Source organism: Roseomonas sp. GC11 (assembly GCF_024437745.1).
Classification (GTDB): domain Bacteria; phylum Pseudomonadota; class Alphaproteobacteria; order Acetobacterales; family Acetobacteraceae; genus Pseudoroseomonas.
On sequence record NZ_JANFNY010000102.1, the window covers coordinates 1 to 13309 of the forward strand.

The 13309-nt window shown below is 69.7% G+C and carries 9 protein-coding genes; 4 read left to right on the forward strand and 5 right to left on the reverse strand.

All coding sequences use genetic code 11. The features are described 5' to 3' along the window. Positions 1 to 162 precede the first annotated feature (162 nt). From NON00_RS21755 to ctrA, 4 genes are all read left to right on the forward strand, one after another. Entirely contained in the window at positions 163 to 2463 is a 2301-nt protein-coding gene (locus NON00_RS21755; RefSeq protein ID WP_256024854.1) for an RNA degradosome polyphosphate kinase, read from the forward strand. A gap of 228 nt (positions 2464 to 2691) precedes the next feature. Beyond that, the gene (locus NON00_RS21760; RefSeq protein ID WP_256024855.1) at positions 2692 to 4206 is read left to right on the forward strand and encodes a Ppx/GppA family phosphatase; all 1515 of its coding nucleotides are present in this window, start codon (positions 2692 to 2694) and stop codon (positions 4204 to 4206) included. A 160-nt stretch (positions 4207 to 4366) separates the two neighbouring features. Next, a complete protein-coding gene (locus NON00_RS21765) occupies positions 4367 to 6058 on the forward strand; it encodes a methyl-accepting chemotaxis protein (protein WP_256024856.1) in 1692 nt (563 codons plus the stop codon). A gap of 512 nt (positions 6059 to 6570) precedes the next feature. After that, on the forward strand, positions 6571 to 7320 hold the full coding sequence (gene ctrA, locus NON00_RS21770) for a response regulator transcription factor CtrA (protein WP_256024857.1): 750 nt from the start codon (positions 6571 to 6573) through the stop codon (positions 7318 to 7320). A 192-nt stretch (positions 7321 to 7512) separates the two neighbouring features. Here ctrA and NON00_RS21775 read toward each other — a convergent pair whose 3' ends face one another. Genes NON00_RS21775 through NON00_RS21795 form a run of 5 tightly spaced genes read right to left on the reverse strand, consistent with a single transcriptional unit; the run spans position 7513 to position 13082 of the window. Continuing rightward, positions 7513 to 8328, reverse strand: a complete 816-nt coding sequence (locus NON00_RS21775) for a protein-glutamate O-methyltransferase CheR (RefSeq protein WP_256024858.1) — start codon at positions 8326 to 8328, stop codon at positions 7513 to 7515. Further along, entirely contained in the window at positions 8325 to 9518 is a 1194-nt protein-coding gene (locus tag NON00_RS21780; RefSeq protein ID WP_256024859.1) for a chemotaxis response regulator protein-glutamate methylesterase, read from the reverse strand. Before NON00_RS21780 ends, NON00_RS21775 begins: the two co-directional genes overlap by 4 nt. After that, positions 9515 to 9907, reverse strand: coding sequence for a response regulator (locus tag NON00_RS21785; RefSeq protein WP_256024860.1), 393 nt, complete (start codon positions 9905 to 9907; stop codon positions 9515 to 9517). Before NON00_RS21785 ends, NON00_RS21780 begins: the two co-directional genes overlap by 4 nt. Positions 9908 to 9920: 13 nt before the next feature. After that, positions 9921 to 10415, reverse strand: coding sequence for a chemotaxis protein CheW (locus tag NON00_RS21790; RefSeq protein ID WP_370688757.1), 495 nt, complete (start codon positions 10413 to 10415; stop codon positions 9921 to 9923). A gap of 12 nt (positions 10416 to 10427) precedes the next feature. Beyond that, entirely contained in the window at positions 10428 to 13082 is a 2655-nt protein-coding gene (locus NON00_RS21795) for a chemotaxis protein CheW (RefSeq protein WP_256024862.1), read from the reverse strand. Between the last annotated feature and the right edge of the window lie 227 nt (positions 13083 to 13309).

Below are 13309 nucleotides of genomic sequence, written 5' to 3' on the forward strand. Positions count from 1 at the left end.
CGGCTGGACCGCGCCGCCCTGGCCGCCGGCGGCGCCGTCACCCGCGCCCTCGCCCGCGCCGCCCTGGCGGACTGGCCGGGTTTCGAGCCGGTTGATGACGTTTCCATGGAACCTCTTGGAACTGCCTCCCTTTCGACACCACCCTTGCTGTAGGGTGGTGGCATGGATGCCACCGACGCCCCCGCCGAAGCCGCCGCCGAAGCCCCCACCGCGGGGCTGACGATGGACACCCACGCCCCCCAGGCGGCCCAAGGCCCGGCGGCCCAAGGCTCAGCGGCCCACGGCCCGGCGGCGCATCCTGCCATCGGGCCGGATGCGCCGGAGCGCTTCATCAACCGGGAACTCTCCTGGCTCGACTTCAACGCCCGCGTGCTGGAGGAGGCCGCCAACCTCCACCACCCGCTGCTGGAGCGGCTGCGCTTCGTCGCCATCTCCGCCTCCAACCTCGATGAGTTCTATTCCGTGCGCGTCGCCGGGCTGGTCGGGCAGGAGCGCGCGGGCATCGCCCCCTCCTCGCCGGACGGGCTGACGCCGGGGCAGCAGCTTTCCGCCATCCACGCCCGCGCCGCCGCGCTGATCGAGGAGCAGCAGGATTCCTGGCGCCGCCTGCGCCGCCAGCTGGCCGAGGCGGGCATCAGCGTCTGCGCCATCGAGGCCCTCTCGGAGGCGGACCGCGCCTGGCTGGAAAGCTACTTCCTCGAACGCATCTTCCCCGTGCTGACGCCGCTGGCGGTGGACCCGGCACACCCCTTCCCCTTCATCAGCAACCTCGCCCTCTGCATGGTGCTGAAGCTGGTGCGGGAGGAGGATGGCGGCACCATGCGCGCCCTGCTGCCGCTGCCCAGCCAGATCGAGCGCTTCATCCGCCTGCCCCAGGCCGAGGACGCGCCGCAGATCACCCCCGGCACCGGCCCGATCCGCTTCGTCCTGCTGGAGGACCTGATCAGCCTCTGCCTGCCCCGCCTCTTCCCCGGCTACATCAATGCCGAGCAGGGGCTGTTCCGCCTGATCCGCGACACCGATGTGGAGTTCGAGGAGGAGGCGGAAGACCTCGTCCGCTCCTATGAGAGCGCGCTGAAGCGCCGCCGCCGCGGCCGCGCCATCCAGCTCACCGTCGATGCCCGCATGGCCGCCGACCTCGTCGATTTCGTGGTCGAGGAGCTCGATGCCCCGCGCGCCGAGATCTTCGTGGTGGATGGCTTCCTCGGCATGGCCGACCTCAAGCAGCTCCTGGTGGATGACCGGCCGGACCTGCTCTTCACCCCCTACACGCCGCGCTTCCCGGAACGCATCCTCGATTTCGGCGGCGACTGCTTCGCCGCCATCCGCGCCAAGGACATCGTCGTCCACCACCCCTATGAGTCCTTCGACGTGGTGGTGCAGTTCCTGCGGCAGGCGGCGCGCGACCCCAATGTGGTCGCCATCAAGCAGACCCTCTACCGCACCAGCCGCGACAGCCCGATCGCCCGCGCGCTGATCGAGGCCTCCGAGCTCGGCAAATCCGTCACCGCCATGGTGGAGCTGAAGGCCCGCTTCGACGAGGAGCGCAACATCGCCCTCGCGCGCGAGCTGGAGGCGGCGGGGGTGCAGGTCGTCTATGGCTTCGTCGACCTCAAGACCCACGCCAAGGTCAGCCTCGTGGTGCGGCGGGAGGGCGGCACGCTGCGCAGCTACGCCCATTTCGGCACGGGCAACTACCACCCGATCACCGCCCGCATCTACACCGACCTCAGCTTCTTCACCGCCGACCCGGCCCTGACGCGCGACGCGCAGAAGCTGTTCAACTACATGACCGGCTATGCCCGGCCGGAGACGATGGAGCGGCTGGCCTTCGCCCCGCTCACCATCCGCCCCGCCATCCTCGGCCTGATCGAGCAGGAAATCGGCTTCGCCCGCGAGGGCAAGCCCGCCGGCATCTGGCTGAAGATGAATAGCCTCGTCGATGAGAAGCTGATCGACGCCCTCTACCGCGCCAGCCAGGCGGGGGTGAAGGTGAACTGCGTGGTGCGCGGCATCTGCTGCCTGCGCCCCGGCGTGCCGGGCCTGTCCGAGAATATCCGGGTGAAGTCCATCGTCGGCCGCTTCCTCGAGCATTCGCGCATCTATGTCTTCGGCAACGGGCACCGCCTGCCCTCGCGCCGCGCCCGCGTCTTCATCGCCTCGGCCGACTGGATGGCGCGCAACATGGACTGGCGCGTGGAAACCATGGTCCCGGTGGAGAACCCCACCGTCCATGCCCAGATCCTCGACCAGATCATGGCGGTGAACCTGAAGGACACCGCCCAGTCCTGGCAGCTCCACGCCGATGGCGGCTGGCGCCGCCTGCACCCCGGCGCGCAACCCATCTCCGCCCATGAGTATTTCATGACCAACCCTTCGCTCTCCGGCCGCGGCAGCGCCCTGCAGCGCGCCCCGGCCCGGGTGGCCAGCCGCCGACGACAGGACCGCGTGACCCAGGATTGAGACGGGTGGGATTGAGGCTCACGCCGCGTTAAGCATTGCGGAGGATTTTGAGAGCGATCCTCGGAGGGCATGAAGCTCTCCCTGGATCCGCACCTCTTCCCCGGCCGGGCCTGCCTGCGCGACCTGCCGCCCCCCTGCCCCCCCCAAGCCGCAGACAACGAGCCGGCCCCGTCTCCACCAGCCGCCCTCCCCCTGTTAGAAGGGGGCAGCACTGTAAGGACGACCCCCTTGGACCAGACCAGCAGCCTGTCCGGCCTTGACCAGGCGCACCCCCCGCGCTCGGGCATCGTCGATCTGGGCTCGAACTCGGTGCGCCTGGTGGTGTTCGAAGGGCGCGGCCGCAACCCGCTGGCCATCTTCAACGAAAAAGCCGTGCTCGGCCTCGGCCGCGGCCTGCAGACCACCGGCCGCCTCAATGAGGACGCCGTCCCCCAGGCCCTGCTCGTGCTGGAGCGCTACCACGCCGTGGCCCGCGCCATGGGCGCGGCACCGCTGGAAGTCCTCGCCACCGCCGCCGTGCGCGACGCCGAGAACGGCCCCGCCTTCGCCGCCGCCCTCGCCGAGCGCATGCCCGGCGTGCCCATCCGCATCCTCGATGGCGAGGAAGAAGCCGCCTACTCCGCCGATGGCGTGCTCCTCGGCTTCCCCCAGGCGGATGGCATCCTGGGCGACCTCGGCGGCGGCTCCCTCGAACTCGTCGAGCTGAGCCAGGGCCGCGCCGGCGCCAGCGCCTCCCTCCCCCTCGGCGCCATCCGGCTGGCCGACCGCTCCGGCGGCGATATCGGCCGCGCCCGCGGCATCGCCGAGACAGAGATGGCCCGCCTGCCCTGGCTGGCCCACGGCAAGGAACGCGACCTCTACCTCGTCGGCGGCGCCTGGCGCGCCCTGGCCAAGATCCATATCGCGCAGACAGCCTACCCGCTCTCCATCGTCCACCACTACGTGCTGCGGCGCGACGAGGCGCGTGACCTCTGCGGCGTCGTCATGGCCGCCACCCGCCGCACCCTGGAGCGCCTGCCCGGCGCCCCCAGCAAGCGCCTGCAGGATCTCCCCTTCGCCGCCGCCGTGCTGCGCCGCCTGCTGCGCGCCAGCGGGGCACGCCGCGTCGTCTTCAGCGCCAACGGGCTGCGCGAGGGCTGGTATGCCCGCCAGCTCCCGCCCGAAGTGCGGCGGGAAGACCCGCTGCTGGCCGCCGGGCGCGACATGGCCGCGCGCTACGGGCGCGATACCGCCCTGCCCGCCGCCCTCTCCACCTGGACGGCGCCGCTCTTCAGCCAGGAAAGCCCGGCCCAGGGCGCCCTGCGCCAGGCCGCCTGCTGGCTCTCGGATATCGGCAGCCACGACCACCCGGATTACCGCGCCGAGCAGAGCTTCCTCCGCGTGCTGCGCCAGCCGGGCATCGGGCTGGACCACCATGAGCGCGCCTTCCTCGCCCTCGCCGTCGCCCTGCGCTACGAGCCGGAACTGGACGCGCCCTGGCTCGCCAGCGCCCGCGTGCTGCTCGACAGCATGGCCCTGCGCCGGGCCGAGGCCCTCGGGGCGGCCCTGCGGCTGGCCTATACTCTCTCAGGGGGCACGCCGGATCTGCTCGCCAGCACGACCCTCGCCGTGGAAAGCGGCCGGCTGGTGCTGCGCCTTGTCGAGGGGGGCGGCGTCTTCGCCGGCGACTCGGTGCAGCGCCGCGTCGAGGCCCTCGCCGCCACGCTCGGGCTGCTCGCGGTGGTGGAGATCGCCGCCGGGTAAGGAAGCGGGGAAGAGCGTTCTTTTTTGGAAAAAAGAACCAAAAAACTTTTTTTCGGGCAGGGCGCGCAGGAGCGTCAGGCGCTGCGCGTTTCAGGTGCAACGATCAACATTTGGCTAACGTGATGGGGGTTTGTGGCAGGCAGGAACCTGGAGCCTCGCCATGCCCCCCCTCCTCCACCGCCTGAGCATCCGTGCCCGCATGCTCGCCATCCTGGCGCTCATCCTGCTCGGCACGCTGGGCCTGGGCGGCTTCGCCATCCAGCAGCTCCAGGCGGTGAACCGGCCAGCCGTCGAAATGGCCGAGGGCTGGCTGCCCAGCATCGACCTTGTCGGGGAGCTCGCCACCGAGTTCGAGCAGCTGCGCGCCCGCCAGTCCCAGACCATGATCCGCAAGGGCGACGCCTTCACCCGCGTCAACGCCGATGTGGAGCGCAGCTTCACCGCCATCCAGGCCGTGCTCACGCGCTATCAGGCGCGCAGCCTGCCGGCGGACGAGGCGGCGCAGCTGGCCGAGGTGCTGCGCCACTGGGCGGCCTACCGGCAGAATGCGGAGCAGGCCCGCGCCGCCGTCCAGGCCGGCGACATGGCCCGCACCGAGACCCTGCTCTTCGAGGGGGATGCGCTGGTGAAGCTGAACGCGGTGCGCGGCGCCATCCGCCAGCTCCGCGCCACGCTGCGCGAGGGCAGCGAGGCCGCGCGCGACCATGGCATCACCGCCGGCCGCACCGCCATCCAGGGCATCGGCCTCGCCCTGGCCGCCACCGCCCTGCTCAGCCTCGTGCTCGGGCTGGCCCTGGCCTCCTCCGTCTCCCGCCCCCTGCTGGCGATGAGCGAGGCCATGCGCCGCCTCGCCGCCGGGGAACACGCCGTGGCCATCCCCGGCGCCGGGCGCGGCGATGAGATCGGCGCCATGGCCGCCGCCCTGCACGTCTTCCGCGACAGCATGGCCACCGCCGAACGCCTCGCCACCGAGCAGCAGGCCGCCCGCGCCAGCCGCGAGCAGCGCGCCGCCCGGCTGGAAGCCCTGGTGCGCGGCTTCGAACAGCGCGCCGGCGCCCTGGCCGGCACCCTGCGCGCCGCCTCCGCCGAGCTGGAAGGCACCGCCCGCGGCATGGCCGACACCGCCGAGCGCACCACCACCCAGGCCAGCACCGTGCGCGACTCGGCCCACCAGGCCGGGCTGAACGTTCAGACCGTCGCCACCGCCGCCGAGGAACTCACCGCCTCCATCAACGAGATCAGCCGCCAGGTGGCCCAGGCCTCGGACGTGGCGGGCAAGGCCGTCCAGCGCGCCCGCCAGACGGATGGCACCGTCCGCGCCCTCTCCGAGGGCGCCAGCAAGATCGGCGAGGTGGTGGGGCTGATCACCTCCATCGCCGGGCAGACCAACCTCCTGGCGCTGAATGCCACGATCGAGGCCGCCCGCGCCGGCGAGGCCGGCAAGGGCTTCGCCGTCGTCGCCTCGGAGGTGAAGAACCTCGCCGCCCAGACCAGCCGCGCCACCGAGGAAATCGCCGCCCAGATCACCCAGATCCAGGGCACGACGCAGCAGGCCGTGGCGGCCATCCAGGGCATCGCCAGCGCCATCGACGACGTGAACAGCATCAGCGGCAGCATCGCCGCCGCGGTCGAGGAACAGAGCGCCGCCACCGCCGAGATCGCCCGCAGCGTGCAGCGCACCGCCGAGGCCACCGGCGCGGTGACGCACAGCATCGCCTCGGTCAGCGAGGGCGCGGCGGAAACCGGCATGGCCGCAGCCCAGGTCCTGGCCGCCGCCAGCGGCTTCTCCCACCGCTCCGCCGAGCTGACGGAAGAGGTCGAGGGCTTCGTCTCCGCCGTGCGCGCCGCCTGAGGAGACGCCAGCCCGCCGCGCCACGCCGGCTGAACGGCACCGCGCCGGGCGCCGGCGGGCGTTTTTCCCACGCAGCCGCCTCCGCACCGCCCCGTGGCGTCCCGCGCCACGGGGCGTTTTTGTGCCAGCCCCTCCCCCTCCCGCCACAGCGCCGGCCACGGCGCATGGGACTCAGCGGCACGGCCCTGACGGCAGAGGGGCCTGGCCGGCGCTCCTGCCAGGTCCGGTGAAAAATGCGTATCCCGAAATGCCTCATTCCCCGACTTTTGCCCGGGGGATGAGACACTCTTTCGGGTGAACTCGCCCTGGGGTTGCAAAGCTTCCGGAAAGCTTTGTCCTTGAATTTTAACGATTAACCGCCAAAGCCGTGGATCATTTGGCGATTTCGGCACCGTCTTTATCGTTTTTTTAAACCATGTCTCTATTCTTAATACGTCTCAAAGGTGAAAAACCGCTTCGCAACACCCGCAAAGGTGGTAAGAATGCGCGCATAGATTGTGGGGGACCGAGAGATGCGTGTACTTCTGGTTGAAGACGATCTGACCACCGCCCGCGGCGTCGCCATGATGCTCAAGGCCTCGGCCATGATCGCCGATACGGCAGGGACGGGCGAGGAAGCCCTGGAACTGGCCGGGCTCTATGACTACGACATCATCATCCTCGACATCATGCTGCCCGATATGGAGGGGTATGAGGTCGTCCGCCGCCTGCGCGGCAACCGGGTGGAAACGCCGGTGCTGATCCTCTCCGGCCTGTCGCGGCCGCAGGCGAAGGTCCGGGCCTTCGGCATGGGTGCTGATGACTTCATCACCAAGCCCTTCGACCAGCAGGAGCTGATGGCCCGCATCCAGGCCATCATCCGCCGCGCCAAGGGCTTCAGCCAGCCGACCCTGTCGGTCGGCCCGCTGACGCTGAACCTGGGTTCGCGCGATGTCCGCGTGAACGACAAGGAAGTCCACCTGACGGGCAAGGAATACGCCATCCTGGAGTTGCTGGTCCTGCGCAAGGGTCTGGTGCTCACCAAGGAAGTCTTCCTGAACCACCTCTATGGCGGCATCGATGAACCCGAGGCGAAGATCATCGACGTCTTCATCTGCAAGCTGCGCAAGAAGCTGGCGCAGGCCGGTGCGGGCGACCTGATCGGCACCGTCTGGGGCCGTGGCTACGTCCTGCGCGACCCGAGCGGCCTCTCCGCCCGCTTCCCGATGCCGGACATGCCGCCTGCCGCCGTGCTGCCGCCGCAGCCGCAACCCGTGGCCTGAACTTCGCCACATCCTGTCTGGACCGGGGCGCTGGCCGTGAGGCCGGCGCCCCGGATCGTCGTTTCCTCAAAGCCTTCTTTTTCTGAAGAAAAAGAAGCAAAAAGACTTTTCCAGTTTGGCGTCCCGCCTCAGTCCCCCGGCGGGACGCAAACTGAAAAAGGTTTTTTGGTTCTTTTTTTCAAAAAAGAACGTTCAGACGGCGATCGCCTTCCCATCCGCGAGGGCATAGACGCCACGCTCGCCATTCACCGGCACCAGGCGCTCCGTCAGGCCCAGCACCGTCTCCGCGCCGCCGAGATAGAGCACGCCATCGGGCGCGAGCTGCGCGGCCAGCGCGTTCAGCACCTTCCCCTTGGTCGGCGGGTCGAAATAGATCAGCACGTTGCGGCAGAAGATGACGTCGAAGCGGCCCAGCGGGCGGTGGTCGCCCAGCAGGTTGCGCTCCTCGAACTTCGCCATGCCGCGCAGCTCGGGCGAAACGCGCCACTTGCCGCTTTCCTGCTTGAAATACTTCACCAGCATCTGCACCGGCAGGCCGCGCTGCACCTCGAACTGGGTGAAGGTGCCCTCCCGGGCGCGCTCCACCACCTCGCGCGAGAGGTCGCTGCCATAGATCTCGGCATCGCGGATGTTCAGCTCGCGCAGCACCATCGCCACCGAATAGGCTTCCTGCCCGGTCGAGCAGGCGGCGGACCAGATGCGGAACTTGTGGCCTGGCGGACGCGCCGCCTGGAGCTTTGGAATCAGCCGCTTCAGATGGTCGAAGGGCTTGCCGTCGCGGAAGAAGCTGCTCTCATTGGTGGTGAGCGCCTCCGTCACCGCGCGCGCCAGCGTCTCCGCCCGCGCATCCTTGAGCCGGATCGCCAGAGCATCGAGGCTGGCAATGCCTTCCTGCTTCAGGATCGGCGCAAGGCGCGTATCCAGCATGTATTCCTTATCCGGCGTCAGCACGATGCCGGAACGCGCCTTCACCAGCGCGGCAATCGAGGCAAAGCTATCCGGGTTCATGCGATCCCCCCGGCGGAGGACAGACCCGCCGTTCCGAATTGCGCCAATACTTTTTCAGCCAGTTGCTCTGGCGGCAGCAGGGCCTGGGCCAGGCCAGCCTTGGCCACCGCCCCGGGCATGCCCCAGACGACGCTGGACGCCTCATCCTGCGCCAGCACCATTCCGCCCGCCGCCGCGACGGCCTTGCAGCCCAGCATCCCGTCCTGCCCCATGCCGGTCAGGATCACCGCCAGCACGCGGCCTTCGCAGGCTGAGACGACGCTGCGCAGCATCGGGTCCACCGCCGGGCGGCAGAAATTCTCGGGCGGATCGGTGGTCAACCTGGCCACCAGCCCGCCCTGCGCCGAGTCCACCAGCAAATGGCGGTCCCCCGGCGCGACATAGATGCGGCCCGCCTGCAGCATTTCCCCTTCCTTCGCCTCGGCCGCCTGGGGCCCGCCGAGGCGTGAGAGATGGTCCGCCAGCATGGCCGTGAAGCCCGCGGGCATGTGCTGCACCACCACGATCGGCACCGGCAGCGGCGTGGTCAGCCGCCGGACGAAGCCGGCCAGGGCCTGCGGCCCACCGGTGGAGGAGCCGATGGCCAGGATCCGCGGCTTGCGCTGCAGCCCATGGGCCATGCGGTGCGCGGCCATGGCGGCGGCTGGGCCATCCCCGCCGGCACCGGGCAAGCTGCTCATCCGCAGCGGGGACCTAGCCACCACCGGTAGCGGCGGCGGGTGGGACGGGGGGGCGCGCATGCGTGCCCAGCCTTTCACCTTGGCCAGCAGGTCCGCCCGGAAGGCGGGATCATTCATCCCCCCTGCGGCGGCGCTGGGTTTGGGAACGTAATCCGCCGCGCCGGCCCGCATGGCCGCCATGGTGACCTCTGCCCCGCGCTGGGTCAGCGCGCTGGCCACAATCACGGCCAGGGATGGCTGGGCCTTCAACAACAAGGGCAAGGCCGTCATGCCATCCATCACCGGCATCTCCAGATCCAGCAGAACCACTTGCGGTCGGCCTTCGCGCGGCATGGCCTGCAGCGCATCGAGGGCCTTCTGGCCATCAGCGACGCGCGCCACCACCTTCACCGCAGGGTCTGCTTCCAGGATGCGGGCAAAGGCAGAGCGGACGGTGGCGCTGTCATCACACAGCATCACCCGCACGGGCCGTTCCACCTGCGCCGCCCTGCCGGGCAGCGGGAAGGTCACGGCTCGGCTTCTTCCGCCACGAAGCCCAGCTGCACCAGCTTGCCCGTCATGATCGCGTCGTCGAACGGCTTCATGATGTATTCCTGGGCACCCGCGCCCAGCGCCATCACGATGCGGTCGAACTCGCTCTCCGTCGTGCAGAGCATGATCACCGGCTCATCAGGGCCGAATTCAGCCCGCGCGGCCTTCAGGAATTCCAGCCCGTCCATGACGGGCATGTTCCAGTCCAGCACCACGAGCTTCGGCAGCGAAGCGCGGCAGGCATACAGAGCCTGCTGGCCATCCTCGGCCTCGGTCACGACAAAGCCGTGCCGCTCCAGGATGCGACGCGCGGCCTTGCGCACCACGCGGCTGTCATCGACCACAAGGCAGGTCAGCGCACCGTCCATCACACCCTCTCCTTCATCCGATCGCCAGAATGCGATCCACATCCAGCACGATCAGCAGACGATCATCCTGGCGATGCACTCCGCGCGAGACATCGCGCCACACGGGATCCAGCGTCGGCGGATTGCCGGCGAAGCCATCCGCCCGCAGCGGAACAACCTCTCCCACGGAATCCGACAACAAGCTGTAAAGTTCGCCGCTCTGCTCGACGACAACGCTCATCGGCGGCGAGGCATTGGCGCTGCGCTCGGGCAGGCCGAGACGCCGCCGCAGGTCGATGGCCGTCACGATGCGGCCACGCAGGTTGAGGCTGCCGGCCACCTCGCGCGGCGCCAGCGGCACCCGCGTGATCGCCTGCGAGGCCAGGATGTCCCGCACCGCCAGCACCGGCACGCCGCAAAGCTGCCCGGCCACCGTCAGCGTCAGGAACATTTCCGCGGCACTGTCATTCACCACATTCACGGCCGCGCGTGCCGCAGCGCCGTTTCCTGAGCGCATTTGCGTCTGCATCGCCTTCTCCCCTCAGGCCATTGCCGGCAACGGCATGTGTTCCTGCAGCGACGCCAGCAGCGCGTCGCGGTCGGATTTGCCGATGTAGTCGATGAAGCCGGCCTCGCGCGCCTGGCGCACCTGCTCCGGATCCACACGTCCGCTGAGCGCGATCATCTTCAGGTCGCGCCATGGTCCTTCCGCGCGCACCGCGCGGGCCAGTCCCATGCCGTCCAGCTCCGGCATTTCGATGTCGGAGACGATGATATCGAACATCGCGCCCTGCTCGCGCAGCTGCAGCGCCTGCATGCCGGTATCCACCGCCACCACCTCGTAGCCCACCGCCGTCAGCCCCGGCACCAGCAGGTGGCGGAAGAAGGCGCTGTCCTCGACGAGCAGCACGCGCTTCGTCGCCTTGGTCAGGCTGGGCGGGCGGAACCAGTCATCGCCGGCCTGGCGCAGCCACCAGGCGCAATCCATCACATCCGTGACCTTGCCGCCGATCACCGCGCTGCCGAGATAGCCAGCAAGCTCGCTGGTGCCCTCGACCATCAGATGCTCCTCGATCACGTCGAGGATGGCATCGACCATCAGGCCCATGCTGCGGTCGCGGTCGTTGAAGACGAGCACCGCCTGGCGCTTGCCCGGCTCGGGCGGCATCCAGCTGGGCGACATCGGCACCAGCGGCATCAGCTTGCCGCGATACTGCACCAGCGTCTTGCCGCCGGAATGCTCGATGCTCTCCGCCGGCAGATCCTCAAGCCGCGCGACGAGGCCGAGCGGCACCGCCTTCGGCGTGTCGTCGCCAGCGCGGAAGAGCAGCAGCGCCGTGCGCTCGGAGGAGCGCTGGCCGCGCAGCCCCTCGGGGCCACGCGAGGCGTCCTCGCTCGGGCCATCGGCGCCGACGCCGGTGGCGCGGGCGATGCCGTTGGGGTCGAGGATCATGATGACGCTGCCATCGCCCAGGATGGTGTTGCCGCTGAACATCGTCACATGGCGCAGGATCGGCGCCACCGGCTTCACCACGATTTCCTCGGTGTCGAACACCTTGTCCACGATGATGCCGAAGACATTGGCGCCCACCTGGGTGACGACGACGAAGCCCTGGTCGCGCTCCGCCTCGTTCATCCGGTTTTCCAGCTGCAGCAGCTGCGACAGCGAGACCAGCGGCAGCAGGCGGTCGCGCAGGCGCATCACCGGCGTGGCATGGATGCGCTCGATCTGCGCGCCCTCGGTGCTGCCGCCGGCGCGCACCAGCTCCACCACGCCGATCTGCGGGATGGCGAAGCGCTCGCCGCCCGCCTCGACGATCAGCGCCGAGACAATGGCCAGCGTCAGCGGGATCTTGATGTAGAAGGTCGTGCCCTTGCCCTCGACCGAGCGCAGCTCGATCGTGCCGCCGATCTTCTCCACATTGGTCTTCACCACGTCCATGCCGACGCCGCGGCCGGAGACCGAGGTGATGGCCGCCGCCGTCGAGAAGCCGGCGCGGAAGATGAAGTGCTGGATCTCGCGCTCGCTCATCGAGGCGATCTCGGACTCGGTGGCCAGCCCCTGGCTCAGCACCTTGGACTTGATCTTCTCGACCGAGAGGCCGCGCCCGTCATCGCCGATCTCGATGATGATGTGGCCGCCCTCGTGATAGGCGTTCAGCAGGATGCGCCCGACCTCGGGCTTGCCGGCGGCGCGGCGCTGCTCGGGATTCTCGAGGCCGTGGTCACCGCTGTTGCGCACCATATGCGTCAGCGGGTCCTTGATGAGCTCGAGCACCTGCCGGTCCAGCTCGGTCTCGGCGCCCTTCATCACCAGCTCGATCTTCTTGCCCAGTTCGTTCGCGAGGTCGCGCACGATACGCGGCAGCTTCTGCCAGGCATTGCCGATCGGCTGCATGCGGGTCTTCATCACCCCTTCCTGCAGCTCGGAGGTGATGTGGGAGAGGCGCTGCAGCGGCACGGTCAGCGCCGCGTCGCTGCGCGCGCGCACCAGCTGGAGCAGCTGGTTGCGGGTCAGCACCAGCTCGCTGACCAGCGTCATCAGGTCCTCGAGCACGTCGACCGAGACGCGGATGGTCTGCGCCGCCGTGATCGGGCCGCCACCGCCGCCGCCACCGGCCGGCGCCTCATGGTCATGCTCGGCGGCGCGGGAGGGGGTGGGCGCGGGCGCGGGGGCCGCCGGCGCGGGGGCCGGGGCGGGCGCGGCCTCGGCCACCGGCTCCGCGGCGGCGGGCGGGGCCTCGGCCTCGGCCACCGGGGCGGGCTCGGGCGCCACTTCCGCCGCGGCCGAGCTGGCCGAGGGCGGCGCCACCGGCATCTCACCCCGCCAGGCCGCGTCCAGCGCCGCGATCAGCTTCGTGTCATCGCCCTGCGGCTCGCTGCCCGAGGCCTCCAGGCCCGCCACGATGTGCTTCAGGCAGTCGATCGCCGAGAGGATCAGGGTGATGCCCTCGGGCGTCACCTTCAGCGAGCCGTCGCGATACTTGCCCAGCACGTTCTCGGCCGCGTGCGCCACCTTCTCCAGGCGGGACAGGCCGAGGAAGCCGCAGGTGCCCTTGATGGTGTGGACGTTCCGGAAGATTTCCGACAGCGTCGGCTTGTCGTCCGGTGCCTTCTCCAGCTTCAGCAGCGCCACGTCGAGCGACGCGAGGCCTTCGTTGGTTTCGGTCAGAAAGTCTGCAAGAAGGTCGTCCATCGCGGTCCCCGGCGGCTGGCTTTGCCGCAAACTGACGGGAGGACCGCGAAGAAAGGGTAAAAGTGGGTGCCTTGTGTGCCCCGCTCACTCACTTGGCACGGGAGAAGGCGCCAGATGCAGCGCCGCGGGCGCCTCCGGCCCGCCCTCCGCCACCAGCGCGGCGCGCCAGCCGGCCTGCCGCGCCTGCCGCCGCAGCATCGCCGCCAGCACCCCGCGCGGGCCGCCGC

What these genes read in the sequence shown, in the direction of transcription:
- NON00_RS21790 (WP_370688757.1), bottom strand. Translation starts at nt 10,415, where the DNA reads ATGCAGACGCAAATGCGCTCAGGAAACGGCGCTGCGGCACGCGCGGCC.
- NON00_RS21785 (WP_256024860.1), bottom strand. Translation starts at nt 9,907, where the DNA reads ATGGACGGTGCGCTGACCTGCCTTGTGGTCGATGACAGCCGCGTGGTG.
- NON00_RS21755 (WP_256024854.1), top strand. Translation starts at nt 163, where the DNA reads ATGGATGCCACCGACGCCCCCGCCGAAGCCGCCGCCGAAGCCCCCACC.
- NON00_RS21765 (WP_256024856.1), top strand. Translation starts at nt 4,367, where the DNA reads ATGCCCCCCCTCCTCCACCGCCTGAGCATCCGTGCCCGCATGCTCGCC.
- NON00_RS21775 (WP_256024858.1), bottom strand. Translation starts at nt 8,328, where the DNA reads ATGAACCCGGATAGCTTTGCCTCGATTGCCGCGCTGGTGAAGGCGCGT.
- NON00_RS21795 (WP_256024862.1), bottom strand. Translation starts at nt 13,082, where the DNA reads ATGGACGACCTTCTTGCAGACTTTCTGACCGAAACCAACGAAGGCCTC.
- ctrA (WP_256024857.1), top strand. Translation starts at nt 6,571, where the DNA reads ATGCGTGTACTTCTGGTTGAAGACGATCTGACCACCGCCCGCGGCGTC.